Source organism: Sporosarcina contaminans (assembly GCF_042679045.1).
GTDB lineage: Bacteria > Bacillota > Bacilli > Bacillales_A > Planococcaceae > Sporosarcina > Sporosarcina contaminans.
On record NZ_JBHTLT010000033.1, the window covers coordinates 56408 to 83403 of the forward strand.

Consider the following 26996-nt stretch of genomic DNA (forward strand, 5'->3'; position numbering starts at 1 on the left):
GAGGCATACGCCGTATCCATGGGGATTTTTACGTTAATCTATTTTCCGGACAAGGTCTGAACGGATCCAGCCATAGTCCGATGGCGGGTTTATATCTGCCAATACTTTGTACCAAACATATCCATCGCTGCCAGTCGTTTCGTCAACGATGACGAGTGGATAGCCGAAAGCAGCGTTCGCTCCGGGATCTTTCGGTTTGTAAGTGAACAATTTGTTGGAGGCAGTCACTTCAGGGCTTGTCCGAACATTAACGCCGGTGGACCCTTCATAAATGATGCTTCCTAACTGTACTTGTTTATAGTCGCGTTTGCCTAAGAACTTATCGATTCTCCACATATGTCCGGCTACTTTGCTGCCCCAATGTGGATCTGATGCATATTTTACGTTGAATCCAACAGATTTATTTCCAGGCACAGCGCCGTTTGAGTGTGCACCTAACGGGTTCGCATAATTCAAGTTCATATAACGTTGAATAAATGCCGTAATGCTGTTTTCTGGTGTTGCATAAATCTCACCTAATTCTGGAGAAGAGTCAAATACTTGAATGCCGAATAAGTTGTTTTTCGTCTGTGCATTCGTGCTCATGCCGTAATCACTTTCGTGGATGGCAGTGGCTAATATGTACATAGCATTGACACGATATGTTTCTTCGACAGATTTAATAAATTCTCCAAGACCAATAAGTTTAGACTTTGTCGTAGCGTCTTTATAGCGGGCAATGCCTGTATTTTGACGCTCTACTAAAGCTTTTTGAATATAAGACTCAAGCTCTGCTCCTGTGTAGGAAGTCGGTTGGCGAACAGAAAGAAACTGGAAGTACGGATAATAAGTAATGACATTTTTTGTTCCTACTTCGCTGAAATGAACGCCATCAAAACTCGTATACCGTTGGCCGATCCGCATGGAAGATGATGCAGGTCCGACTGTATAGACGGCAGATGTTTTGCTTATATTATCGTACGTATGATGAGCCAAAGTTCCGTCTGTAGCTACTTCATAATAGTCATAGCCTGTGACAAGCTCGGTAGGGACAAGGTCCACTTCGTTATGTTTTGCATAAAATGTTTTTCCAGCAATCTCTAAAATGACATGATCTGCACTGCTGCCGATGTATTTCATTTCTCTTCCTTTTTGCACATACGTCACTTCGTTACGTAGTGAAGAGTCGCTGTAAAGGGAAGTGTATTGCTTCGGATTTTGCGCTCCAAAAGCACGTCCAGATTTCATTTTCACAACTTTATTATTCTTTTGGATCACTCTGATAGATGAAGATGCATTGTAGGCTATCAACGCATCTTCAAAGTTTTTGTATAGAGCTGTCGTCGGTATTACTTGGCCGTTTGAAATCGTGCTCACTTTATAAATTTCAGGATCTACATCCGGCACCGGTGGAGTGGACGGATTTGTTGGTTCGTCTGGCTTGAGCAATTTGGCAGCTGCCTCCATGCGATAAAGGAAAGCTGCTGCATGAGCAATTGTCGCGCTGTCTAATGGCTTAAAATAAACTCCTTTTTTCTGATGATCACCGCGGATAATGTTCAAGTTTGCGGCCGCAGCGACTGCGTCATGGAAATTCGGTGAAATCAAATGATTATCTTTAAAATTCAAACTTGATTTTTGAACCGGTAAATCCATATATCTGAACGCTTTATAAATCATCCCGGCCATTTGTTGACGAGTGATTTTTTGATCAGGCTTGAAGGTGCCATCAGGATATCCGCCTAAAATACCGGCACCGGCAGCATTTTGGATTTCGATTGTTAGTCTTGAATTTGGTTTCAAATCTTTGAATGTATATTTTGTTGAATCAGGCAGTTGGAGCGCTCGAGTTAAATACGATGCAAACTCTCCACGTGTCACTGCTTTGTCCGGATTGAACTTGCTATCCGTCAAAATGACATTCTTTTGAATCCAATACGTCAATTCTGTTTCCATTTGATGTCCTTTGACACCGGTAGCTGCTTGGGCAGTGCCTTGGAAAAGAGAGGTGGACATAAGGATCAAGACTAAAGCGAAAGATAGTAGTTTTTTCAACTGAAAACCTCCTTTTATCTATCTTCTATGATAGTAACAGATTCTTTATAGAATAATAACCCATTTACGAGAAAAAGAGATTGTTCAATTGAAAAGTTTTAGAAAATGGTTCAAGAATTCATTTGGTGGAGGAGGTATAATTAAATTGGCACTCGGTGGGCATATTGAAAGAGAAACAGTTTTTTTGAAAATGAAACTAAACAGTCCTCCGCAACGTCGTATAAGATGCTATAATGTCAGAGGGTCTACCGAACTTAAAAATGGCTTTTAGTCGTGGAAAGGGAAACGTTTTGAATGACTACAATTCTTAGTAAATTGAAAGAAAAAGATACACTGCTTTTATTGATTTCCTTATTGGTTGTCATCGTATCATTGTTTTTGCCGACAAAAATAACACTTGTCATCACATCATTGGTTTTCGCAGCATTTGCGTTTTTTAGAACGCAGCATAGCTTGCTCTTCCTAATCATCTATGTCAGCATACGGCCTTTGTTAGTGGAAGTGAATTCCGGTGTGAAACTAATCGGAGATTTAATCACTTTCATTGCATTTATCAAAATTGTGCTTTCAAGCAGGAAAGACTGGAAAACATTATTTCATTTCAAATGGTTTGAATGGGCATTTTTTGCCCTTATGATCGCAGGTTCTATTAGTGGCTTATATCACGGAGTGCTACCTGCAGCCGTGCTGTTCCAAGTAAGGACGTTCTTGATTATGTACCTTCTTTATTATGTCATTTCAAGAATGTTCTTGCCGGAAGGCTGGCTGAAGCAAATTGCATGGGTGACCGTTATAACTGGCATGATTTCATCCATTCATGGGCTCATTGAAAAACTCTCGATGAGGCAATGGCTGTTGCCAGATGTTTGGAAATATAAGACATTGTCTGCGACGAATGCTGTTCGGATCTACGGGCTACCTGGAAATCCGAACTCTCTCGCATTGCTGTTGTTTTTTGGCATTATGTCAATCCTCTTTCTGCAGTCGATCTACAAAGGTGAAAAGTATAAATGGTTTTTGAATATTAACTTAGTGCTGTTCACAGGTGTGTTTATTTTGACGTACTCGCGAGGAACGTGGATCTCTGCAATTGTATTCGGTGCGATTTTTATCGTGCTTACAAAAAATTGGAAAATGTTGAAGAGGCTAGTGATAGCTGGAATTGCGGCTATATTGCTCATTTACTATCCGGTGAATCTCAGCGTTAAGTTTTTAGCGTCACTTGGATTCCAAACTCCGACTGAAGAACCAGGCAGTATCGGTGGTCGGTTTGGTGAAACGTTTGATGAGAAGAATTTAGCACTTATGTCTGAGAGCGGACGCTTTTTCTATATTAAAAAAGGGTTTGAAATCTTTAAAGTATATCCGGTTGCTGGATCAGGATTTGGTTCATTCGGGGGCTCGGCAACGTTGTCGTATGGTTCGCCGATTTATGACCATTACGGCATTCGATCCGATATTTACGGCGGAAAATACTTCTACTCGGACAACCAATATATTCAAATCATTACCGAGACCGGCGTTATCGGCGTCATCTTATTTGCCGCTTTCCTACTATGCATGTTGGCGATTTTCTGGAAAGAACGGAAAACGACGTTCGGTAAATTTATGATTGCGCTCTGGTTCGCAACCGGATTCTCAGGATTTTATTACAATATTTGGGAACTGAAGTTTTATACGATGTTCTATTTCATCCTGTTCGGCACATTCGCCTCTATGACAGGGCAATATACAAAGTTCAAAATGAAAAATTTGTAAAGAAGTGTAAAAAGCGAAGGAAGCTTCATTTCCTTCGCTTTTTCTATTGCTCAATTTATATAAATATATTATTTCCTTCTTATGTATGATGGTAATTTTTCGACACCTCTGTTAAGCTAAACATTGATTCATAGAAAGGAAGGTGTCGACTTATCAATAAGCAAGTAGAATCAGTGAGAAAAATCGGTAAAAAAGTTGCTATGACTGCTGTCGCTTTCTCACTGCTGTTAACTGTCCCAACAGGTGTTTCGGCAAAAACAAATACGGTTGAAAGTTACCCGGTATCTTCAGGTGTAACGTATTCTCATTATACGCATTCAGGAACAAATCATATTAATCATCTGAGTGTCAATTTGAATGATCCTCATACGCAGCTATCAGTAGGATTGCCTTCTCCACTCGCAAAGAGGGAAGCAACGACAACGTTAGCAAATCGGGATTCCAAAGATGGCCATCGGGTGGTCGGCGCTGTGAATGCATCTTTCTTTGACATGAAATCAGGCTTGCCGATGTATTTAATTTCCCAAGGAAACGAAATCATCAATGGCGGTGTTATTTCAAGTTCACCAGATTACTATGTTAGCAAACCAATTGCTTTTGGTGTAATGAGAGACGGGCGAGCTGAAATCGATGAGTTTAATTTTGATGTACGCATTAATGCCAATGGCAATGATTATAAAATGACAGGACTTAACCGTGAACGTCAAGCAGGGGAAACGATCGTCTTCACGCCACAACATATATCGAAAACGACAGGGTCGAACGAATTCGGCATTGAAATTGTCGTCGATACAAAATCTCCAATTACGTCTACATATTACGGACAACAGCTTAAAGGCAACGTTGTAAAAGTACGTGGTTACGGTTCAAAGGAGAAAGTGGAGATTCCTTCAACGGGGTTCGTCATTTCTGCACACGGTGAAAAAGCATTGGAACGTTTGAAAGGGATCAATGTTGGCGATGCCGTGTCACTCTCAATTACGATCGATGATAAGTGGAAAGATTCTTCTTTCATGTTAGCGAGTGGACCAATGCTTTTGAAAGATGGTAAACCGCATATAACAATGAACACAAACAATTGGCGCGCAAAAGCGATGACAGCTCGTACAGCTGTAGCAATCAGCAAAGATAAGAAAAAAGTAGATTTGGTTACAGTAGATAGTAAAAAAGGATACAGCAACGGCATGACGCTAACCCAATTCGCTAACTATTTGGCTTCCCAAGGATATGATCGTGCCATCAACTTCGACGGTGGCGGTTCTACGACTATGGGATTAAGAAAGTATGGTAGCAATACGGTTGTTCTTGGAAATCGTACAACTGATTCAAGCCAGCGTAAAGTATCCGCAATTATTGAAGCGATTAGTACTGCTCCGTTAGGCGATCCAGCTCACATAAGTGTTTCACGTGGACAAGTTGGTGATATGTTGGTAGGTGCAAGTGTTCCATTGACAGTGAACTATGTTTTGGATTCATCTTACAACCCATTGAAAGTGGATACATCACTCATCTCTGTCACTTCTGAAAACGGCAAAGTGACCGGCTCAGGAGCGTCATTCAAGGCAGTGGCGGCAGGTACGGACCGCGTTACGATTCATTATGGAGGAGCGAAACAATCGTTCCCGATCACAGTTGTAGAGGCTCCTGCGAAGTTAACGATCCAACCTCCAACGACATCGATTAAACCGAACGCATCCGTGACATTTAAAGCGAATGCAACAGATGCACAAGGAAAACCGATCATTTATTCTCCAGAACAATTGAAGTGGAGTGTTACAGGAAATATTGGAACGATTACACAATCGGGTACTTTCAAAGCTTCATCTGTTTTAGGTAAAGGTTCGATCAATGTGACGTTAGGCAATAAAACTACTTCATTGCCGATAGAATTGTCTGATGGAACTCCGGCATTCACGGACATTCCGGCGGATCATGCTTATTATAATGAAATCCGCTTCTTGAAAGATTTAGGCTATATTAAAGGTGATATTGACGGTAAATTCAATCCTGGCCAAACATTGTCAAGAGAACATGCTGCTGTGATTTTAAGCCGTGTATTCAATTTGGACACTTCCGTTAACAGCGGTCAGAAATTCAGCGATGTACCGAAATCCCATCGCTATTACAATGAAATCAATGCAATCGCCAGTGCAAACTTAGTAGGCGGCAAAGGGGACGGCACATTCGATCCTACCGGCCAATTAACACGTGCTCAAATGGCGGCAATTCTTGTAAAAGCTTATGATCTAAAAGGAGAATCTGCAAAAAAATTCAAAGACGTTCCTTCAGATCATTGGGCATACAAGCAAGTGCATATTTTAGCAAATCATGGCATTACAACAGGAAATGAAAAAGGCAATTTTGAACCGAACAAACCGGTAAATCGTGCCCAATTCAGTGCTTTCCTATATAGAAGCATTAACAATAAGTAATAGAAGAAAAGATGGAGAGACAGCAGTTGTTTCTTCATCTTTTTTATTTAATGAACTCTCAAATGATCCGCTTAAGTATGCGTACAACTGCTCAATATAGCTTTAAACTACCTGAACCAGCCGGACAACTGCTTGTGAAAAAGGTATTTCTCTACTAGCAATCGCCTTATTCCAACCTGTGATCATTCGGAGCAGTGTATGGATGGTTGTCGCATATTGTAACATGTTATACTATAAGTATTATTTTGGAGAAGGAAGTTGGGAAATGAAAATAGGAATTGTCGGTAACTATGGAAATAATAATAATGGGGATGAAGCAATTCTCTTAGGTTTAATTAAGCAAGTTACCTCTACTTTGCATATTGATACGAACCAAATTACCGTTTTCAGCAATAACCCGGAACAGACATCAAAACGATATGGTGTTGAAAGTTATCCGCTATACTACAGAACAGGAAATCCAGCAACGACATTTTTAAAGACGTATAAAATGAATAAGAAAATTGTACAAACATTTGATATGCTCATCATCGGTGGCGGTGGTATCTTAATGGATCTCTATAAAAGAGAGGCGCCTTTGTATGGATCGTATGCGATGATGGCGCAACGTTCCAATGTACCTTATGCGATTTATGCATGTGGAGCTGGTCCGTTACATACTAAATTAGGTAAATGGTTCATTCGCCAAATGAGTATGAAAGCAAATTATGTTTCCGTTCGTGATCCTGAATCTGCTGCATTGCTCTACAGTCTTGGCATAGAAAAAAACATTCGTGTTTTCGGAGATCCCGCTTTTTATTTAAGAAGGGAGAACACGCCACAGAAGTCAGACAAGCCAAAGAAAATTGGTGTTACAGCTGTTCCTTATTACAATAAAGATTACTGGCCGGAAGGGAACGAGGAACTGTACCAAAATTATATTGAAGGAATGGCACGAAACTTAGATGCACTTGCTGAAGAAAACGAAGATGTGGAGATTACATTTTTTGCGACGAAGTTTCCGCAAGATGCCAATGTAACGAAGGACATTCAGCGGTTGATGCAGCATCGTGATAAGACGATGATCATCGATGAAAATCTTTTGCCGGAAGATATTTTGGATGTCGTAGAGAAGCAAGATGTTGTAATTGGAACGAGATTGCATTCATTGATTTTATCTTTATGCACTTCAACGCCAATTATCGCAATCTCTTATCACCACAAAGTGAAGGACTTCATGGATCATGTTGGATTGTCGGCATTCAATGTACCGATGGAACAGCTGCATGAGAACAACGAATTTTTTGCAGAAGCGTTTGGTGAAATGAAGTTAAATTGGCAATCGACAGTGTTAGAGACAGAAGAGCTGTCCAAGAAACTATATAGTGAATCTGAAAAGGCGACTTTGCAATTAACAGGCGAAATCGCTGAATCTTAATTGACACATGCCGTAGAAAGGGTGAAAATCATCCGATCTACGGCCTTTTTCATTAAAAACATAGAGTGCTTTTCACATCGTTCAAGTACGTTTGGCTAATCGGCAGCTCTGCTCCATCCTTCATTTTCATAAGCAGGTTGGAGGAGAAGTCACGTGAAATTTTATCGATGCAAGAAAGATTAATAATATAAGAACGGTGAATTCGCAAGAAAGAGCTTGGCAATTTCAGATGGAGTTCTTTGAGGGTGCAGTTCGTGGTGTATTGTTCTCCTTCCGTATAAAAGAACGTCTTTTTTTGATAGCTTTCGATATGAGTAATTTGCTCAAGTGGTACAGGATACCATTCATCATGTAGCTTGCCTGTAAGCATACGGATTGGTTCATTTTTCAAGACATGATAATTAGGCGGCAAAATAATGATAAGTGCGCCTGCTTTCCCACGTATTTCGATTGGATAGCCAATGCCATAATACGGTTTTCCAAACAACGTACGATCTACAATTAAATCGACTTTTTTTCTTGTTTGCAGCACTGTATCGGCGATGCTGCCTTTTTTTATTGGCTGGCCTTCCTTCAATTGAATATCATGCAAACCTGACATGTAGTACACGTAATGATTGTCGAGTGCGATGGCCATTGAAGCATCCTTTGGTATCCAATCTTCCAACAGACAAGTGTACTGCTGTAAAAACCCTCTTTCGACTTCCACATTTTCGATCGACATTCATATGCCTCCTTCAGTTTGCTTCCCTATTAAAAAACCATTTCGTCTTGCTATTTTGCTATTCATCCGATAAAAACTGCTTTTTATCGGAATGCACAGACAATTAAAATATTCTGTTATATAGTAATGTATAACAAGTTCGACTGTTATGGAACAGTAATAAAGTATCATTTACACAATCAGTTGAACAAAACAATAGAAAGGTGTGGACGAAATGACAACGCGTACAGAGCAGGCGGCATTATTAGAAAAGAAGTGGCAGGAGGATGAAAGATGGAAAGGGATTGAACGTGGGTATTCCGCAGAAGAAGTTATTAAATTGCAAGGCTCTGTTGTGATCGAGCAAACATTAGCAAAACGCGGGGCAAATCGGTTATGGAAATCACTACATGAAGAAGACTTCGTCAATGCATTAGGGGCTTTGACAGGGAATCAGGCGGTGCAGCAAGTAAAAGCGGGATTGAAAGCCATTTATTTAAGCGGTTGGCAAGTTGCAGCAGATGCGAACTTAGCGGGACAAATGTATCCGGATCAAAGCTTGTATCCAGTGAATAGCGTGCCTTCTGTTGTAAAGCGCATTAATCAAGCATTGCAACGGGCAGACCAAATTGATCATGCAGAAGGAAGAAATGATGGGTTTGATTGGTTCGCTCCAATCGTTGCAGATGCCGAAGCAGGTTTTGGAGGTCCATTAAACGTTTTTGAATTAATGAAAGCGATGATTGAAGCAGGTGCTGCAGCCGTTCATTTTGAAGATCAATTGGCGTCCGAGAAAAAATGTGGCCATCTTGGCGGTAAAGTGTTGCTCCCTACACAAAATGCAGTGCGCAACTTGATTTCAGCTCGTTTGGCAGCGGATGTATTGGATGTGCCAACAATCATCATTGCACGGACAGACGCAGACGCAGCAGATTTAATTACAAGTGATATCGATCCACGAGATCAAGAATTCATTACGGGAGAGCGAACTCCAGAAGGATTTTTCCGTACGAGAGCAGGAATTGACCAGGCAATTGCTCGCGGTCTTGCTTACGCACCATATGCCGATTTGATTTGGTGTGAAACATCAACGCCTGATTTAGAGGAAGCGAAGCGTTTTGCTGAGGCGATTCACGAAAAGTATCCAGGGAAAATGTTGGCTTACAATTGTTCACCCTCCTTCAACTGGAAAGCAAACTTGGATGATGAAACGATCGCTGAATTTCAGCGTGAGTTAGGAAAGATGGGCTATAAATTCCAATTTGTTACGCTTGCGGGCTTCCACTCATTGAATCATAGCATGTTCGAGCTTGCATATGGCTATAAAGATCATGGCATGGCTGCTTATTCAAAACTACAAGAAGCGGAATTTGCAAATGAATCGAAAGGCTATACGGCAACGCGCCATCAGCGTGAAGTCGGCACAGGCTATTTTGATGAAGTTGCACAAGTGATTTCTGGCGGCACTTCATCTACAACAGCTATGAAAGGTTCGACGGAAGTCGCACAATTCGTTTGATTGGCGGTAATCGGAAATGCTCCCCGTTTAGTAATGGGGAGGTTTCCCGCCATGAACCGGTCCGCGCGGGGCAGGCCGGTTAGTGGCGGGAAGCCTCTCTATAAGGGGAGCAAGTGTTGCAACGAGGAAGAATGTGTGAACCTAAAGCAGGTTATGCGCATCTTAGGAGGGAATGCATGTGGGGCGGCTTTATAAGCGCTTTAGCAAGCATCTATGAGTTGCTGTAAACAGTTATGTGTGTTGTGAGGGATTTATGCGTAGAAGTAGCAGCTTCTGCGTCTATTGGGAGCTTTATCCTTGGAATGAGGCAGTTAAGCTCACGCAAAAAAAAGGTTATGCTTGAAATTAGATTTTGTCAGCTATTATGTGTTATTCACAGCTTTATGCTAAGAAGGCATCCTGCAAGCTGCGATGTCATAAAGGAAAGTTAAAAAAAGAAAGGATGATTCAACTGACTACTCAACAAATGCGATTCAATTTAGAGATTGTTGGTGAGCTGACGGCTGGGACAGAGGAGATATTAACGCCGGAAGCATTGGAGTTTCTATATAGTTTGCATGAACAATTTAATGGCAGAAGATTGCAATTGATGGAAGAGCGGATACAGCGGCAAGAGCGTCTTGATCGAGGAGAGAAACTATGTTTTTTGGAAGAGACAAAACCTATTCGCGAAAGTGATTGGACAGTTGCCCCGGCTCCGGCAGATTTACAAGATCGGCGCGTAGAAATTACCGGGCCAGTAGATCGGAAAATGATCATTAACGCGTTAAATTCTGGAGCAAAAGCGTTCATGGCGGATTTTGAAGACGCGACTTCACCGACATGGTCCAATATGATTGATGGCCAGGTGAATTTAAAAGATGCAGTACGCCGGACGATTGAGTTTGAACAGGCTTCAAATGGCAAGACGTACAAGTTGAATGATAGGACAGCGGTATTAATCGTCAGGACACGCGGGCTGCATTTAGATGAAAAGCATATTCAAATAGACGGAGAGCCAATGGCGGGTGGGCTGTTCGATTTCGGGCTTTACTTTTTCCATAATGCACAGGAATTGATCGACCGAGGAACTGGTCCATATTTCTACTTGCCAAAGCTTGAAAGTCATTTGGAAGCGCGCTTTTGGAATGATGTATTTCTTTTTGCGCAGGAAAGGTTAGGCATTCCAAGAGGGACGATTCGAGCGACGATTTTAATTGAAACGATTACGGCTGCTTTTGAAATGGATGAGATTTTATATGAATTACGTGAGCATGCGGCAGGGTTGAATTGCGGCAGATGGGATTATATTTTCAGTTTCTTGAAAAGGCTGCGAAATGACCCCAATGTTATTTTGCCAGATCGAGAACAGGTGACAATGACTTCGCCGTTCATGCGTGCTTATACCCAACTATGCGTTCAAACATGCCATAAGCGAAATGCTTTTGCGATGGGAGGGATGGCAGCACAAATTCCGATCCGTAACAATCCTGAGGCAAATGATGAAGCTTTCAGGAAAGTAGCGGATGATAAGCGGAGAGAGGTAATGGATGGCCATGATGGCACGTGGGTTGCGCATCCAGGGCTAGTATCAGTAGCGCTTGCAGAGTTCGATGAGCATATGCAGACGCCAAATCAAGTTCACCGTAAGCGGGAAGATGTCCGCGTGACTGAAGAAGACTTACTTCAAGTGCCGACTGGTACGATTACAGAAAAGGGCTTGAGGATGAACTGTAGTGTTGGAGTGCAATATATTGCTTCTTGGCTCAGTGGCAACGGGGCTGCGCCAATCAATAATTTAATGGAAGATGCGGCTACAGCAGAAATTTCACGTTCGCAAGTATGGCAATGGATCCGACATCCGGAAGGTAAATTTGAAGATGGAAGAAAGATTACAGTTGATCTTTTCAAACAAATCTTTGATGACGAGATGGAAAAGCTGAAGCAGTCTATTGGAGAGAGGAATTTTCAAAAAGGGAAGTTTAATGAAGCTGCACAGCTTTTTGCAGATTTGACACTGTCTGATGAGTTTGAGGAGTTTCTAACATTGCCTGCATATGAACAATTACAATGAACTGGAGGAGATTCAAATGGAAATGATGAATAACCAACAAAGTGAATCGAAAAAGTATTGCCAAGAGTGTGGTTGCGAAATCATAGAGAAAGTCGAATCTCTTCTTTATGAATGCGAGCGCTGTATTGGAAAATATAAAGAATGAAAACATGCGGCCTATTCCTTATTGGGGAATACGCCGCATGTTTTGTTTCGAGAATAGGGTCTTTCGCATACATATAAGGAAAGAGGGTGAATGGTTGGTAAAAAAAGACGGCGAGAGGAAGGGATGGAACTCTCTCACCGACAAAGGAATATATTTTATTTATTGAAATGGGAGGTGTTCGAATTATTCGATTGTAATACCAGCGCTTGCAGCACCAGTGACAGTTGCAGCCAAATCGCCAAGACCTGTTGCTGTAATTGAGTAAACCATCAATAGACGGTCTCCAGCAGCAACTGGAACTGGTGGAACTGTTGTTGTACCGCTCACTAAGTCTCCAATCGCAATTAGGCCCGTCAATGTAGGTGTTAAATCGACAGTTGCGGCTGTTGCTGTAAATGTATTGCTTCCAGCAGGTGCTCTGAAAACAGTTGCATGGACAGTGACTGTACCTAATAAAGTAACAGCAGCCAAAATTCTTAATGATGCAGAGATAGAAGTAATATTTCCTGCCCGAGGAACAGAGAATGCCTCAGTAGTGAGAAGTGCAGTCGTGTCAATTGTATTCCCTAATAGCGTTACGCCGGGAACAGCTGTACCGAATCCAACGAGGGAAGTCGTTCCTACTAAACCTCCAGCAAGCGAAGTCAAAACAACATCTGTTATACCAGAGGAGAATGGAATAATGGAACCAGTAGCAGCTGCAGGAGGTACAATTGGTAGGCACGCTGCATCAACTGCACGGAATGGACCTAAAATACCGCAAGGATTTGGTTCACCCATAACTGGTGCACATCCTTCTCCAACTTGTGCGATTCTGTTCCCACCTTTTCTTCCGCTGCATCCGGCACATCCCCGATCTCGATAATTACTTAACAGCATATTTACACCTCCTTTCTCCAATAGCTTATTCAAATGTTTACTGTTCTGACGGGCTAGCAACTATTGCTTTTATTGGTTTTTCATCATGATTTATAGTGAGGATAGGTGATTGTCCCAAACCTTTCTTCAAAATTAGAACTACTCTCAATTTAAGTGTAGCGACCAATTCGCTAACAATAGCTCGCATTTTTTAAAATGAACAGCGAATCGAACAACAAAGAGTTCGATTCGCCGTATTTCTGCGTCTTCTGCAGTCAAGTCCTTAATCTTGAGTAATTTCCTTTTGCCTGTTTTTAATAGAAACTATTCATAAAATTGAAATCGCAATATCCCGCTAAGTTGATTTCCGTTTCAGTCGGAAGCTTCCGCGGCATGGCTTGAGACTCCTCGTCCGCTGCGCTCTCTGTAGTGTCTCAAGGCTCATGCTCCTAACGCTTCGCTTTTACTCGCAGAAAAACATTTGCTTTTCCCGCAGGAGTCGGCGCCTGCACTCCAATCAACGTTGATCCTTTTGAAGAAACTTGATCAAACGAAGACAAAATTGGGTATAGATTCGCATGAAACACACTAAGCACAACTTTACTTGGAGTAGCGGGCATGATAGCCTTGTCGGAACAAGCCAGTCCAATTGGCTGGGTTTCCTGGCATGGGACTCATCCCCGCGAAGGCCCCATGCCAAGTTGTTAACTTCATTATAAGGAAGCATCCACTACTTTCATTCGTTTTTTCTTTTGAACCAATTTCGGATAGAGAATCCCCCTTTTTTCTCCTTATCGTCAGGATTATCTTCTTGCGCTTGACTTTCAAATGTTGGCATTGGCGCCGGAACTGGGACTGGAACAGTCATTTCTTTATTTTCACTTTGTTGAATAGGCGGCTCGAGTTGTTCTATGCTTGGTGACGGTTCTTTTTCCACTTTTGCCTCCGTCTCTACTTTGATTTCCAAATGATCTTGGTCTAGTGAAGAACGGGGGATGATGCCATCTATGTTTTCATTAAACGGAATTGGAACGGATGAATTTGAGTTTTTATAATGGAATGTTGATCTTTTATTCATATTTCGGTGAAAATGTTCAGGCAATTTGCTTGTAGATGGGAAGTTCTGTTTTGTTGGAAATTCATTAATTTGAGGCTGATGGCGTGAAAGACTGTTGTGCTGACCAGATGTTGCTTCTTGTGGATCATTTGCTTGATTGATAAGATTTCGAAGGACGTGATAGGAAGGGGGAGCAGAAACGGAAAAATTGATCGGTAAAGGTGAAGCTATGCTTTTGCGTTTATTCGCTTTTTCAATTATGAGCTTCTCCTTTACAGAAGCAATCTCTTGATCCATTTCTTCTATCGTTCTATTTAAAAAGCGAAATTGCATTGCAACATGCTTCATGAGCTTATCGTATTCCTCTGAGATGGTATGTTGCTTGTCAGTCGTTTGCTTTATGACCTCCTCCAAGTTAGCGATTTGTTCTTGAAGCGCTGTGAGATCGTGAAATCCGATTGGAGGTTCGATTGTTGTTTTATCCGATTTTAAGGCTATTAGCAAGTTTTTATAGCCTTCGATCTTCTCTTTGAGAGATTCGATATCATCGGTTTGCAGTTGATTCGTTTCATGGTTGTTCTTCATTGCGATTCACTCCTTTGTATACACTACTATTCTATTAAAAAAAATTTCATTACGTGACATCAGTTTATAGACCATTTGGCAAATAACAGTATAAAAAAATGGACGAAAGAACAGTTCTGTCAAGCGATTCTTGCCTATGCAATGCGTGTATTGTTACATATGATACGGTTGACAGAAAAAATTGGAGGTGTCTACAAACATGAAAGAAAATAAGCTTGTGCAGCAAGAAGAAGTAATCTGTATTAACGTAGATAAGGTGTATGACTGGATTGTTAAAGAAAACAATTTTGATATTTCACCGACTGGGGCAATCCCTTTCACAGGCGTAACAGCTACAACTGATTTTACTGGCGCTGTTGTCACTTGCGAAGTAACTCCTGCAGCGGATAATCCAGTTGTCATTTTATCACGTGAAAATCGTCCATTTTGCTTCGATGGCACAAATGTCATGCTTCAACAGCTTACAATCCAAAAGAACTTTGATGTCACGCTCATTGTCACATTACCGGGTGGAGTCGTCTTTACAAGTGCAGTAATTCCGGTTACACGTTGCGAACAAGTTACACTATGTGCTCCAGATAATACGAGCGTAGATGTTACGTATACAGATTTGGATTGCTTCGTTTGCACAACTGGTATTCTTACACCGGGTGCTGGAACGATTACTTTTTCAGCTTTAACAATTTCTGTAGCAACTTGCCAAAGCATCCAATCAACGTTCCCGGTCACAGTCGAGTTCGTTGCAAACTTCTGCGAACCGAGACCAGAATTGCCGACATCATGCCCTGCACCGATCCGTCCGCTGCAATGTCCGGCAGTTTTTCCGGATTTTACTGGCGGCTGCCAATAATTCATTAATAGTAGGGCATGCGCAAACATATGGTTAAAGAGAGGGATAAGGCTCCTCTCTTTATTTTTTTGGAAAAGAGGGATGATTTGGGCAAGGAAGCAGTAGAGCGTAAGTTGAAAGAGCTTCGGGTGCAAACAAAAGCGTATATAAGTGAAATAGAAACGTTGATTGCTGGAATAGCAAAGGGCAATGCATATAATATGGTCTGCTATTTCACACATGCTTTCAGAATTGATCATGCGGAAGGTGGAGAATGCCTTTGCTTAGCATCTTTTCATTTATTGAACTTAGGAAGCGAGCAAATCACGAATCCATCGATTTGTATCCAAATGCCGCCAGATTCACTTTTTGAATTCTCTGGGAGATACGTTGTGGAAGGTAATAATAGCACTTTAAAAATTCCTAACAGCTGGGAACGGTTCAACAACGATAGAAGCCCAAATGAGATATGGCTGAGACCGATTGAACAGAATAGCATCCAGCCAAATGAATCCATTGCATTTACCAATTTTCAAGTGAAATGGTCTCCTGCTTCAGACTATGCTGGAAGCATTATTGGAGTTGTGTATTGCGATCAAAATGAAAAAGGAAGCAGAGTGTTAAACCCGATTAATTTGAACGGCAGTATTCCAAAACAGGAGGATAAAATTGACAAATAGCAATGAAAATGGCTCGGACATTTCTGTGAAAAAGATATTGCAGGATTTTATGGCCAAGCAATTAAACGAGGTGAAAGAAGAAAACAATAGCTATCTATTTTTGGAAAAAGGTTCGCTAAATATGTTGTTAAGCTATTTCATGCTGAATGAGAAAAAAACGACCGCCATAGAACCGATAGAATACTTTCAATCATTATGCAATGAATTAGATGAAATGGCGGAAGAGAATAAACAAAACTTTGAGCATCTGATAGCACAATTGAAAGCAAAATAGTAATTGTGTGAAAGAGGTGTCATGATGAATGATGAACCAATGAAAAATAACGATCCGATCCAATTGCAGCAAATTATCCTTTCATTGAGATCGGAAATAGCAAAATATAAAAGAGAATTGTATGAAAAAGAAATAGAATACGATTATATCATGCGCTTGGAGCTTGAAAGGGAAAATGGAAAGCTTAAAATGGAACGAAAAGAATTGAAGTGGCAGCTGTATCGGCTGAAAAAGGAAACTAAAGAGTTGAAGAGCGTTAATCGACTCATCTACATAACAAACGAACGAGATAAAGAAAAGAAAATCGCTTCAATTAAAAAACTATTGAATAAAAATAATTCCTTAAAACTCATGAACGGAGCATTACAAAAACAGATCGAACAGATGTCTATCCACGATGAAAGTTTGCTGCAGGAATTAAAAAATAAAAATGAGGAACATCTGAAAATGAGAAAGGCACTGGTAGAACTTCAAAAACAAAATGCCGAATGGGAGTTAGAAAATAGTCGCATGAGAAACATGGTGGAAGACTTGGAACATCAACTAATGGAGTGCGAAAAAAAAGCTTTCACTTCAGAAATAAAGAGGACGATGCATAAATTAGACGTCCAATTGCAACAAATCGTTGATCAAGCAATTGCGTATGAGCAAATGATTGAGGGGAAAGTGAAAGTGTTGGAAGCTTTAGAAATGCATCTGGACACATTGACGGATCAAGTTGGACAGCTAACAACAGAGAAGCCGGATAGACAGAATGAAGATATAGAGTAACATAGGTCTTAGATAAATAAAGGAAATGTAAGGTCACAGTATTGAATACGACTCAAAAATTTATAGAACAGACGAAGATGAGATCACATCTTCGTCAATTTTATTTTATCAGAAAAATAAGAGGACTTCTGGGAAGCTTTCTCGAAAGATAGTATAACAAAGAAAAAAGGGGTTGCTGCAATATGAAAAATGAAGAATTGTTATTAATTCCTGGACCGACTCCTGTCGTCGATTCGATTTATGATGCGATGGCAAGTGAAACGAGAGGACATACCGATCAAAGATTTGTAGAAATTTACAAGAATTCAATCAAGCAGACGCGTGAATTGCTGAAGACGGATGGTGAAGTGTTTGTCATTGCGGGCTCTGGCACGATTGGAATGGAAATGGCTATCGTGAACACAGTTAGTGCAGGTGAGCGGCTATTGGTTATTAGCCATGGCTATTTCGGTGATCGCTTCATTACATTATGTGAAGCTTTTGGAATTGAAGTTGATGTGCTGCAGGCAGAATGGGGCCAGCAAGTACGTGCTGAAGACGTAGAAAAGAAACTGAAGGAGCATACATATAAGGCGGTGACGATCACTCATGCAGATACGTCAACTGGCGTAGCGGCGGATTTAGACGTTCTTGTGCCGATTGTGAAAAAACATGGTGCGCTCGCCATTTTAGATGGTGTATGTGCGACTGCAGCGATGGAAGAAGATATGAGCAGAGGTTACGGTGCGCAAAATGCTCGGATCGACGTCGTTTTAACAGGATCGCAAAAGGCGATTGGAGTGCCTCCAGGGTTAGCAATTGTTGCATTCAATAAAACAGCACTGAATGCACGGGAACAATTAGGGAAAATTCCTGCTTATTATTGTGATATTTACAACTGGATGCCGATTATGCAAAATCCAGCCAACTATTTCGCAACACCGCCCGTCAATTTGATCTATGCCTATGAAGAGGGCATGAAACTTGTTTTATCTGAAGGGCTTGAGGAAAGATATGCCCGCCACACCGCATACGGAAGGGCGGTACGCGGCGCACTTAGAGAATATGGCATGACGCCGCTCGCAAATGAAGATGTCGCTGCATCGACTTTGAGTTGCATTCTGTATCCGGAAGGCGTTGATGATCGTCAATTCCGAGCTTCATTATCTAAAAAAGGGATCATTGTTGCCGGCGCTTTGTCACATCTATCGGGAAAAGCATTCCGAATCGGCCATATGGGCAATACGACGGAAGGAATGTTGCAAATGGCAATTGAAGAAATCGGCAATACATTGAATGAAATCGGATATACTGCTAATATTAAACAAGCATTGGAACGGTTCCATTTAGAAATGGCGGCTGTTACAGCATAATAGATAAGCCCAATTATCGGACTGAGATAATTGGGCTCATTTTATTTTTTCAAGAATATGGCGGGGTCGTCTGTAAAAATGCCATTAACGCCAAGCTCTATCAGTCGCTGGGCTTCTTCGGCGTCATTCACCGTGAACGGGTGTACATGAAGGCCCGCATCATGCAAGGAACGGACGAACTCCTCCGTGACAAAGTCTGCGGGTACTCCAACACCGGATGCGTATTTGCTCAATGCTCTTATTTCTTTTTTCGGAATGCTTCCTTTTTCGTAGGAATACAGTTGTATAAGTGGGATGGATTCATCCAGCTGATGAATTTTCAGCAATGACTCTTTGTCAAAGGATTGGATGATCACATTTGCCTCACTATCTTTATTTGGCAATAAACCGCTTTCCGTCAATTGGTGAACGACCTCTTCTTCCATTCCTTTGTAGGATGAAGGCGTCTTTAATTCAATATAATATTTCGCATCATCGCCGAAATGGAGCAACACCTCTTTTAGACTGACAATGCGCAATAAATCCTCTTCTTTTGGCAATGAAACCGGGTGCTTTTCCATAAACTCCTTTTCATATAGATCTATCTGCTGTACTTCATTGAAAGAGAGCTTACCTACTGCCTGTTCACCCGAATCTGTGGGCAAATATCCATCATGAATTACGACAAGCTCCTCATCTTTTGTCATATGCAAATCAAGTTCAATATAATCTGCATTCATTTGCAACGCCAATTCATATGCATATAAGGAGTGCTCTGGAGCATAGGCAGATGCACCGCGGTGTGCAATGACTAAAAAATCATCAGGCAATGGAGCACGGTCGGTTTGTGCTGAACAACCAGCCATAAAAAGAAAGATTGCAATGGCCCATTTTTTCATTTGTTTCACTCCATTTTTACTCGTTTTACCAGAAATCTTTATTTTTAGATGAATGCTTCATTGTATAAATGAAAGGCGGAATGGGTTCTTGCGTGACTGAGACCCTATTCGAAAGTAACTTGATTAAGAGAATGTAAAGATTTCACGAAAAGGAAGGAATTAAGCTACCTTTTATCGAAGTCTGTTTACGAACCCTATTTAGAAAATTTCAAGAATTAAAAAGGGTGGTGATTTGACTCTATAGAGATTAATAGAAAATAGCAAGGAAAACAAAGTTTTCACATCGCAATTTTACATAGCATTCGCATGTAGTATGAAAATAAGGTTCTAAAGCTGGATGAATTGTTCTTTATTTTCAAGCAGACAATGTGAAATGGAAAGGAATTTGATGCATGAAAAAAGTGGAACTGATCAATGTATCTAAATCATACGATAAACAAGTAAATGTTATTTCTTCTATTAATGTAACGATTGAGCCAGGAGAATTTTTCGTACTCGTTGGTCCTTCGGGCTGTGGGAAAAGTACGATGCTTCGAATGATTGCTGGTCTTGAAGAAATTACAGAAGGTACGCTGAAAATTGGTGATCGTGTTGCCAATGATTTGCCGGCGAGCCGAAGAGATTTATCGATGGTCTTTCAAAACTATGCACTTTATCCTCATTTGACAGTACAGCAAAATATTACGTTTGGGTTAGACGTTAAGCGCATGAAAAAAGAGGAGCAACGTGCAAAAGCGAAAGAAGTTGCTGAAATGTTAGGTCTTACTGAATACTTGGGACGCAAGCCGAGGGAACTTTCCGGAGGGCAGCGACAACGGGTAGCCTTGGCGCGTGCTATCGTGGGTGAAACGCCTATTTGCCTTATGGACGAACCGTTATCTAATTTGGATGCGAAATTGCGAGCCCATATGCGTTCCGAAATAAGGAGACTGCAGCGAAAATTGGGCATTACGATGATTTATGTAACCCATGATCAAGTAGAAGCAATGACAATGGGAGATAGGATCATGATTCTCCATGAAGGAAAAATTCAACAGGTAGGCAAGCCAATCGACATTTACAATTACCCTGCAAATCCGTTCGTGGCAACGTTCATCGGTTCACCGCCTATGAATCTAGCACCTGCTACCTTTGATAAGAAGACAAATGAATTGAACGTTGCAAATCAAATAAAAGTGAGTGTACAAACAGACGATTTGGAGTTAGGAGAAGGGCAAAACATTACGGTCGGTGTGAGACCTGAGCACTTGCAACCAGTTACGAGCAACGATGATATAAAAGAACAATTTGAAGTTGAAGTAACGAATGTTGAAATATTAGGGAATGAAACCGTGTTCTCTTTCCAAATGGGAGAGTCCGAATGGATGGCGAAATGGAGTGGGCAATGGCATATCGAAATTGGCGATCAATTGCCGGTGAAATTAAGCTATGATTCATTTTCAATTTTTGATAGCGCAAGCGGGCAACTAATGAAGAAGGCGGTTGACCATGGCCATTACGCCTCACAAAGCGGGGTGTCGCCATGACTTCTTGGAAACGATTTTGGAAAAGGTCCATCGATGGTAGAACCGCTATCCTTTATTTATTGCCGTCTGTCATCCTCTTTTCAGTTTTTGTGTTTTACCCGATGTTCCGGACAATCTATTTAAGCTTTTTCTTGACAGATCAAGCAGGAAATGCGGCGATTAATGTCGGATTTGAGAACTATGAGTATTTAATGGGGTCTTCGGAATTTCGCAACAGTATGAAAGCGACTGTTTTGTTTGTTTTATATACCGTGCCGATCGGCATCATCCTCGCGCTCTTTTTTGCCTTATTGGCGAACGAGAAGCTAAAGGGGATTGGCTTTTTCCGGACAATGTATTCCTCGACAATGGGCATTTCTGTTGCCGCTTCATCGGTTATATGGCTTTTCATGTTCAATCCAAGCATTGGGATGTTCAATCGGCTGTTAGGCGTCTTCAATTTGCCTCAAATTCAATGGTTGTTGGATCCAGAATGGGCATTGTTATCTGTGTCCATCTCAACAATTTGGATGAACATCGGTTTTTCGTTTCTCATATTGCTTGGCGGCTTGCAAAACATCGACGAACACCTATATGAGAGTGCCAAAATCGATGGGGCAGGGTATTTTTATCGGCTAAGGCGTATTACGTTGCCGATGCTATCACCAACTCTGTTTTTTATTATAACAATTTCATTGATCAATGCTTTCCAGACATTCGGGCAAATCGATATTTTAACGAAAGGCGGCCCTTCCCAATCAACGAATTTAATCGTTTATTCCATTTATCGGGAGGCATTCATCAACTATCAATTTGGAACAGCAAGTGCACAGGCAGTCATTTTATTCATTATTATCCTCATCGTCACCATTTTGCAATTTAAGTTAGGTGAGAGGAAGGTGCATTACCAATGAGAACAAGCCTTCCACAAAAAATATGGCTTTATTTTTTGCTCATTGTGACATCTGCATTCGTTTTTTTTCCAGTCGCTTATGCGTTTATGATTTCTTTTATGACAGGGCCTGAAATCATCCAAGGGAAGTTCTTCCCGGAATCGTTTAACTTTGATAATTATATAAAGGTGTTTTCAAGGCTTCCTTTGCTTAATTATTTGTTGAATAGTTTCATAGTCTCGTTAAGTGTTATGGTCGGACAATTGGTCGTTTGCAGTTTGGCCGCTTATGCATTTGTCTTTTTTAAATTCAAAGGAAGGGATTTTATTTTCTTTCTATTCATCTCAACGATGATGATTCCTTGGGAAGCGACAATGATACCGAACGTCTTTACAATCCGCAAATTGGATTGGTTTAACACATACCAAGGGTTGACATTGCCATTCTTCGCGCTGGCATTTGGAACCTTTCTGTTGCGCCAACATTTTTTAACAATCCCGAAAGAATTGCATGAGGCATCGCAAATTGCCGGCCTGAGCAGATTCAAGTTTTTCTGGAAAGTCGTCCTGCCTATATCGAAAACAAGTTTAGTTACTTTAGGAGCTTATGGCTTTTTGACGACTTGGAATATGTATTTATGGCCGCTGCTCATTACGACGAACCAATCCGTACGCACAGTCCAAATCGGATTGAAGCAATTGCAATCACAAGAAATTGCAACCGAATGGGGGGTGGTCATGGCTGGTGTAATCGTAGTCATCATACCGACGCTGCTTCTTTTATTCATCGGACAGAAGCAGCTGCAAAAAGGGCTTTCTCAAGGAGCGCTGAAGTAATAAAACAATTACTCATAAAAGGGGTGCTATGAAAGTGAAAAAGACATTTCGTCTCGGTTTATTTTTCTTATTCGTCTTCACGCTTACCGTTTTGTCTGCTTGCACGAATAGCGATAGCAGCAACAATAGTAGCTCAAGTTCATCGAATTCGAACGGAGAATCAAGCAGCAGTTCGGAAAATGGCAGCGGCGAGGATAAAGTGACGATCGAGTTTTGGCATGCGATGTCTGGTTCCGGACAAGAATCAATCGATGAAATTGTTAAAGGCTTCAATGAATCACAAGACAAATATCAAGTGAACGCAGAATTCCAAGGTTCTTATGAAGAATCATTGACGAAATTGCGCGGCGTTGGGGGCACGAAAGATGCACCAGCCATTACACAAGTTTTCGAAGTAGGGACGAAGTATATGATTGACAGTGGCTATATTGAGCCGATGCAGTCTTTCATCGATAAGGATAATTATGACTTGTCGCAGCTTGAAGAAAATATTTTGAACTATTACCGCGTAGATGGAAAATTGTATTCAATGCCGTTCAATTCTTCAACTCCAGTTATGATTTACAATAAAGATGCGTTTAAAGAAGCTGGATTGGATCCTGAGAAAGCGCCTGAAACCTTCTCCGAAGTGATCGATGCAGCTGCAAAGTTAAAAACGGATGAAATGTATGGTTTCTCTATGCTGACGTACGGCTGGTTTTTTGAGCAATTGGTCGCAACGCAAGGAGGCTTATATGTCAATGAAGACAATGGACGGTCGGGTGATGCAACTGAAGCACTTTTCAACGGTCCTGAAGGCTTGAATGTTTTCAGATTTTTGGACACGATGAATAAAGCAGGCACATTCGGAAACTTTGGTACGAATTGGGACGATATCCGGTCTGCATTCGCAACAGGAAAAGTCGCCATGTATATGGATTCATCGGCTGGAGTTGCTGGCGCTATCAATAATGCACCATTTGAAGTAGGTGTCGCATACATTCCACACGCTGATGAAGTACAACGCAATGGAGTTGTTATCGGTGGGGCCTCTCTTTGGATGTCTAAAGGAATTGCAGAAGAAGAGCAAGAAGCCGCTTGGGAATTTATGAAGTACTTGACAACACATGAAGTGCAGGCAAAATGGCATTTGGATACAGGCTATTTCGCTATTAACCCGAAAGCATATGACGAAGAAATTGTTAAAGAGAAATGGGCTGAGTATCCACAGTACAAAGTGACTGTTGACCAGCTACAAGACACTATTCCAGGTTTAGCGACTCAAGGCGCGCTCATCTCCGTCTTTCCGGAATCAAGACAACAGATCGTCACTGCATTGGAAGAGCTATACCAAGGCAAAGATCCTCAAGAAGTGTTGGATAAAGCAGCAGAAGGAACAAATCGAGCGATGGAAATTGCCAACAAAACGAAAGAATAATTTCATTTAACGTCAATAGCTTCGAAACAGATGAGGAAACAGTACTCGTTTCTTCATCTGTATTTTCACTTTTAAAGTATGGAGGATTAAACAGTTGTGTTTTTGTGCAGTGAAGTCGGGTCTGTGCTAAAACTAATGCTACTTGCGCCAGTAAAACGGATCAATGCGCCAGAAGAGTTCATCTCGCACCAGTAAAACAGATCATTGCGCCAGAAAGGGTCATCCCACGCAAGTAAAAATCGATACTCGGCAGTTATCTATTAATTCGAATGTATTTCCCTTTCACTCGTTCGTGAATGGGCCTACCATCATTTCACGAAGTGATACTGCCCGAATGCATCTACTATAATAAAGAGTTAGACATCTAATCGTCTATAGGCTGGCAGATTGATAGAACTATTTTTCATAATCGTGCATTTTTTAAAATTATTTAAGGGGTTGAAAGCATGTCTTTACTTAAAAAAGTAGCTATGTGGATTGTCATGGTAGCGCTGATCCTTAGCGGTGGCCTTTCTTACACAGCGAATGCAAGCGCTGCGAATGCACAAGACGTTACACGTGGCGAGTTTATCAAAGCGATTGTCGAGGCATTAAGCTATGAGATTGGAGACGGTAGCACACAGCCGTTCACAGACGTTGATGAAAAATTGGCGCCAATCGTGGAAGCGGCGTTGCAGCATGGACTAATAAAAGGATCGACTGCAACTGAATTCAAGCCTGATGAAAAATTGACTCGCGAACACGCATTTCTGATCGCTTCACGGGCAATTGCAACAGACGAGCACTTTGATGTTGCATTGCTGAACAAATTTAAAGATCGGGACCAATTTATAACGAACGAGGTAGCTGAGCTATCTAAAAGTGTTGGTTTGGGATTGTTAAAAGGTTATGAAGATGGCACTGTAAAACCTCAGCAAGTCGTTTCAAAAAGGCAAATGAACAAAATTATTAACCGTCTGTTAGATGTATATCAAAAGCCGACGGAGGAACAGGCGGACGATACCGTTACTGTTGCGCTTCGAATCTTAGGGACGAGCGATTTGCATACGAACTTTGTAAACTACGATTATTATCAAGATAAAGAAACGCAGGAATTTGGACTTGCGAAAACTGCTCTGTTAATTGATGAAGCAAGGGCAGAAAATCCGAATAGCTTGTTATTTGATAATGGAGATTTGATTCAAGGGACTCCGCTTGGCGCCTATAAAGTGTCTGTGGATCCATTAGAAAAGGGCGAGATACACCCTGCACTATCGGCACTTCAATCTGTTGATTTTGATGCCAGTACATTGGGCAACCATGAATTTAACTTTGGATTAGATTATTTGGATAGGGTGTTGGAAGGTTCGCCATTCCCGATTGTCAATGCGAATGTCTATGATGCCAAGACTGGTGAAAACCGATACACGCCATATGTAATTTTAGATCGCGATGTGAAGGATGGCAATGGTGCTTCCCATGAATTAAAAGTGGGCGTTATTGGCGTTGTAGCACCCGGTATTATGCGCTGGGATCGTGCTTTATTGGAAGGGAAAGTGACAGCGGAAGATGCAGCGCATACAGTAGAGAAGTTCATTCCTGAAATGAAGCAAGCAGGCGCAGATATTATCGTTGTCCTTGCGCATTCTGGAATGGGTGATGAAGTGCATACGGAAAAAGAAGACGATGTAACGTACCAAATTTCACAGCTTGACGGTGTGGATGCAATACTTACAGGCCATAATCATTCCGTTTTCCCTGGAGATTATGGAGATTTAAAAAATGTAGACTCAGAAGCTGGTACAGTGAATGGTACGCCTGTCGTCATGCCAGGTAAATTCGGAAGCCATTTAGGTGTTATTGACTTGATTTTGGAACAAGATGAAACGGGCTGGAAGGTTATAGAAGGAACTGGTTCTGTACGAGAAATTGACAAGGATTCTAATAAAGCGTCCGAAAAAGTGATTGCAGCCGTTAAAGATGCACATGAAGGAACGATTGACTACGTAAGAAGCCCAGTTGGCAAAACAACTGCTGAAATTACAAGCTATTTTGCTCTTGTACAAGATGATCCATCGATTCAAATTGTGACAAATGCACAAAAATGGTTTGTTGAAAAAGAAATAGCCGGTACTCAGTATGCTGATTTGCCAGTATTATCTGCTGGGGCACCATTTAAAGCAGGAGGACGTAATGGTGCAAGCTATTATACTGAAATCCCTGCTGGCGAGATTGCGATTAAAAACGTAGCAGACCTGTATGTTTACGATAATACGGTTGCTGCGCTAGTGCTGACAGGAGCAGATTTGAAAGAGTGGCTCGAAATGTCTGCAGGACAATTCAACCAAATCGACCCATCTTCTGCTGAAGAGCAAAACTTAGTAAACGATGAATTCCGAACGTACAATTTTGACGTAATCGATGGCATCACATATGAGATTGACGTGACGCAACCTGCGAAATATGATGCAGCAGGCGAAACGATCAATGCGGATGCGAGCCGTATCGTGAATCTTCAATATGATGGAAAAGCAATTGATATGGATCAAAAGTTCATTGTTGTTACAAACAATTACCGTGCGAGCGGAAACTTCCCTGGTGTGAGAAATGCGATTGATACAATTGAATATGCATATGAAAACCGGGAAGCGATTATGGATTATATGATTGAGCAAGAAACAATCGATCCATCTGCAGACGGAAACTGGAAGTTGTCTGCAATCGAAGGCTCTCATAGCTTGATATTCATCACTTCAGGAAAGGCCGAGAAGTTCATTCCAGAAGGAAGTGCAATTCAATATATTGGCCCTGCCGAAGATGGATTTGCGAAATTCAGCATTGAGTTGAAGTAATAACTTCATCACTTGTTGTATAGTGCCGATGAATAAAACCAGTGAAGGTATACAGGGGACTGTTTGGAACTGACCTAAGAAAATGAGACAAATAAAAACACCTTTCGTTGAAAATAGGGTATTGAACCTTATGAAATCAATTCGGAGGTGTTTTTTTAATGGCGACTAG

The 26996-nt window shown here is 41.3% G+C and carries 21 protein-coding genes; 16 read left to right on the forward strand and 5 right to left on the reverse strand.

The window, feature by feature from the left end; all coding sequences use genetic code 11:
* Positions 1-33 precede the first annotated feature (33 nt).
* Positions 34-2034, reverse strand: a complete 2001-nt coding sequence (locus ACFQ38_RS07005) for an S-layer homology domain-containing protein (protein WP_336822373.1) — start codon at positions 2032-2034, stop codon at positions 34-36.
* A 294-nt stretch (positions 2035-2328) separates the two neighbouring features.
* On the opposite strand from ACFQ38_RS07005, the gene ACFQ38_RS07010 reads away from it, so the two are divergent.
* From ACFQ38_RS07010 to ACFQ38_RS07020, 3 genes are all read left to right on the forward strand, one after another.
* Positions 2329-3792 (forward strand): O-antigen ligase family protein, encoded by a 1464-nt coding sequence (locus tag ACFQ38_RS07010; RefSeq protein ID WP_336822372.1) that lies wholly within the window; start codon positions 2329-2331, stop codon positions 3790-3792.
* Between the two features lie 173 nt (positions 3793-3965).
* Complete coding sequence (locus tag ACFQ38_RS07015; RefSeq protein WP_381480183.1) at positions 3966-6224, forward strand: S-layer homology domain-containing protein; 2259 nt, start codon at positions 3966-3968, stop codon at positions 6222-6224.
* Positions 6225-6489: 265 nt separating this feature from the next.
* On the forward strand, positions 6490-7641 hold the full coding sequence (locus ACFQ38_RS07020) for a polysaccharide pyruvyl transferase family protein (RefSeq protein WP_336822370.1): 1152 nt from the start codon (positions 6490-6492) through the stop codon (positions 7639-7641).
* A gap of 52 nt (positions 7642-7693) precedes the next feature.
* On the opposite strand, the gene ACFQ38_RS07025 is transcribed toward ACFQ38_RS07020, so the two are convergent.
* Positions 7694-8365 carry a LytTR family DNA-binding domain-containing protein gene (locus ACFQ38_RS07025; RefSeq protein ID WP_336822369.1) on the reverse strand — a complete coding sequence of 224 codons (672 nt, stop codon included), beginning with the start codon at positions 8363-8365 and terminating at the stop codon, positions 7694-7696.
* Positions 8366-8579: 214 nt separating this feature from the next.
* On the opposite strand from ACFQ38_RS07025, the gene aceA reads away from it, so the two are divergent.
* The 3 genes from aceA (at position 8580) to ACFQ38_RS07040 (ending at position 12061) form a co-directional block, all read left to right on the forward strand.
* Positions 8580-9863, forward strand: coding sequence for an isocitrate lyase (aceA, locus tag ACFQ38_RS07030; RefSeq protein WP_336822368.1), 1284 nt, complete (start codon positions 8580-8582; stop codon positions 9861-9863).
* Positions 9864-10305: 442 nt separating this feature from the next.
* Positions 10306-11916, forward strand: coding sequence for a malate synthase A (gene aceB / locus ACFQ38_RS07035; protein WP_381480184.1), 1611 nt, complete (start codon positions 10306-10308; stop codon positions 11914-11916).
* Positions 11917-11932: 16 nt separating this feature from the next.
* On the forward strand, positions 11933-12061 hold the full coding sequence (locus tag ACFQ38_RS07040) for a YhfH family protein (protein ID WP_336822366.1): 129 nt from the start codon (positions 11933-11935) through the stop codon (positions 12059-12061).
* Between the two features lie 183 nt (positions 12062-12244).
* On the opposite strand, the gene ACFQ38_RS07045 is transcribed toward ACFQ38_RS07040, so the two are convergent.
* Both ACFQ38_RS07045 and ACFQ38_RS07050 read right to left on the reverse strand, forming a co-directional pair.
* The gene (locus ACFQ38_RS07045; RefSeq protein WP_336822365.1) at positions 12245-12940 is read right to left on the reverse strand and encodes an exosporium glycoprotein BclB-related protein; all 696 of its coding nucleotides are present in this window, start codon (positions 12938-12940) and stop codon (positions 12245-12247) included.
* Between the two features lie 715 nt (positions 12941-13655).
* Positions 13656-14561: a hypothetical protein gene (locus ACFQ38_RS07050; protein ID WP_336822364.1), complete on the reverse strand. Its 906-nt coding sequence runs from the start codon at positions 14559-14561 to the stop codon at positions 13656-13658.
* A gap of 199 nt (positions 14562-14760) precedes the next feature.
* Here ACFQ38_RS07050 and ACFQ38_RS07055 point away from each other — a divergent pair, with 199 nt between their 5' ends.
* The 5 genes from ACFQ38_RS07055 (at position 14761) to ACFQ38_RS07075 (ending at position 18467) form a co-directional block, all read left to right on the forward strand.
* Positions 14761-15411, forward strand: a complete 651-nt coding sequence (locus ACFQ38_RS07055) for a BMQ_0737 family morphogenetic spore coat protein (protein ID WP_336822363.1) — start codon at positions 14761-14763, stop codon at positions 15409-15411.
* An 86-nt stretch (positions 15412-15497) separates the two neighbouring features.
* The gene (locus tag ACFQ38_RS07060; RefSeq protein WP_336822362.1) at positions 15498-16070 is read left to right on the forward strand and encodes a hypothetical protein; all 573 of its coding nucleotides are present in this window, start codon (positions 15498-15500) and stop codon (positions 16068-16070) included.
* A complete protein-coding gene (locus ACFQ38_RS07065) occupies positions 16060-16344 on the forward strand; it encodes a hypothetical protein (RefSeq protein ID WP_381480185.1) in 285 nt (94 codons plus the stop codon). Before ACFQ38_RS07060 ends, ACFQ38_RS07065 begins: the two co-directional genes overlap by 11 nt.
* A 24-nt stretch (positions 16345-16368) precedes the next feature.
* Positions 16369-17115, forward strand: a complete 747-nt coding sequence (locus ACFQ38_RS07070; RefSeq protein WP_381480186.1) for a hypothetical protein — start codon at positions 16369-16371, stop codon at positions 17113-17115.
* Between the two features lie 182 nt (positions 17116-17297).
* A complete protein-coding gene (locus tag ACFQ38_RS07075; protein ID WP_381480187.1) occupies positions 17298-18467 on the forward strand; it encodes a pyridoxal-phosphate-dependent aminotransferase family protein in 1170 nt (389 codons plus the stop codon).
* A 41-nt stretch (positions 18468-18508) separates the two neighbouring features.
* Here the strand turns inward: ACFQ38_RS07075 and ACFQ38_RS07080 are convergent, their stop codons facing one another.
* A complete protein-coding gene (locus tag ACFQ38_RS07080) occupies positions 18509-19345 on the reverse strand; it encodes a glycerophosphodiester phosphodiesterase (protein ID WP_381480188.1) in 837 nt (278 codons plus the stop codon).
* Positions 19346-19737: 392 nt separating this feature from the next.
* Between ACFQ38_RS07080 and ACFQ38_RS07085 the strand changes: the two genes are divergently transcribed.
* The 5 genes from ACFQ38_RS07085 to ACFQ38_RS07105 all read left to right on the forward strand — a co-directional run bounded on the left by ACFQ38_RS07085 (position 19738) and on the right by ACFQ38_RS07105 (position 26827).
* On the forward strand, positions 19738-20871 hold the full coding sequence (locus ACFQ38_RS07085) for an ABC transporter ATP-binding protein (protein WP_381480189.1): 1134 nt from the start codon (positions 19738-19740) through the stop codon (positions 20869-20871).
* A complete protein-coding gene (locus ACFQ38_RS07090) occupies positions 20868-21764 on the forward strand; it encodes a carbohydrate ABC transporter permease (RefSeq protein WP_381480190.1) in 897 nt (298 codons plus the stop codon). Before ACFQ38_RS07085 ends, ACFQ38_RS07090 begins: the two co-directional genes overlap by 4 nt.
* Entirely contained in the window at positions 21761-22579 is an 819-nt protein-coding gene (locus ACFQ38_RS07095) for a carbohydrate ABC transporter permease (RefSeq protein ID WP_336822355.1), read from the forward strand. Before ACFQ38_RS07090 ends, ACFQ38_RS07095 begins: the two co-directional genes overlap by 4 nt.
* 34 nt (positions 22580-22613) lie before the next feature.
* Positions 22614-23996: an ABC transporter substrate-binding protein gene (locus ACFQ38_RS07100; protein ID WP_381480191.1), complete on the forward strand. Its 1383-nt coding sequence runs from the start codon at positions 22614-22616 to the stop codon at positions 23994-23996.
* Positions 23997-24442: 446 nt separating this feature from the next.
* Positions 24443-26827 (forward strand): bifunctional 2',3'-cyclic-nucleotide 2'-phosphodiesterase/3'-nucleotidase, encoded by a 2385-nt coding sequence (locus tag ACFQ38_RS07105; RefSeq protein ID WP_381480192.1) that lies wholly within the window; start codon positions 24443-24445, stop codon positions 26825-26827.
* The last annotated feature ends 169 nt before the right edge of the window (positions 26828-26996 follow it).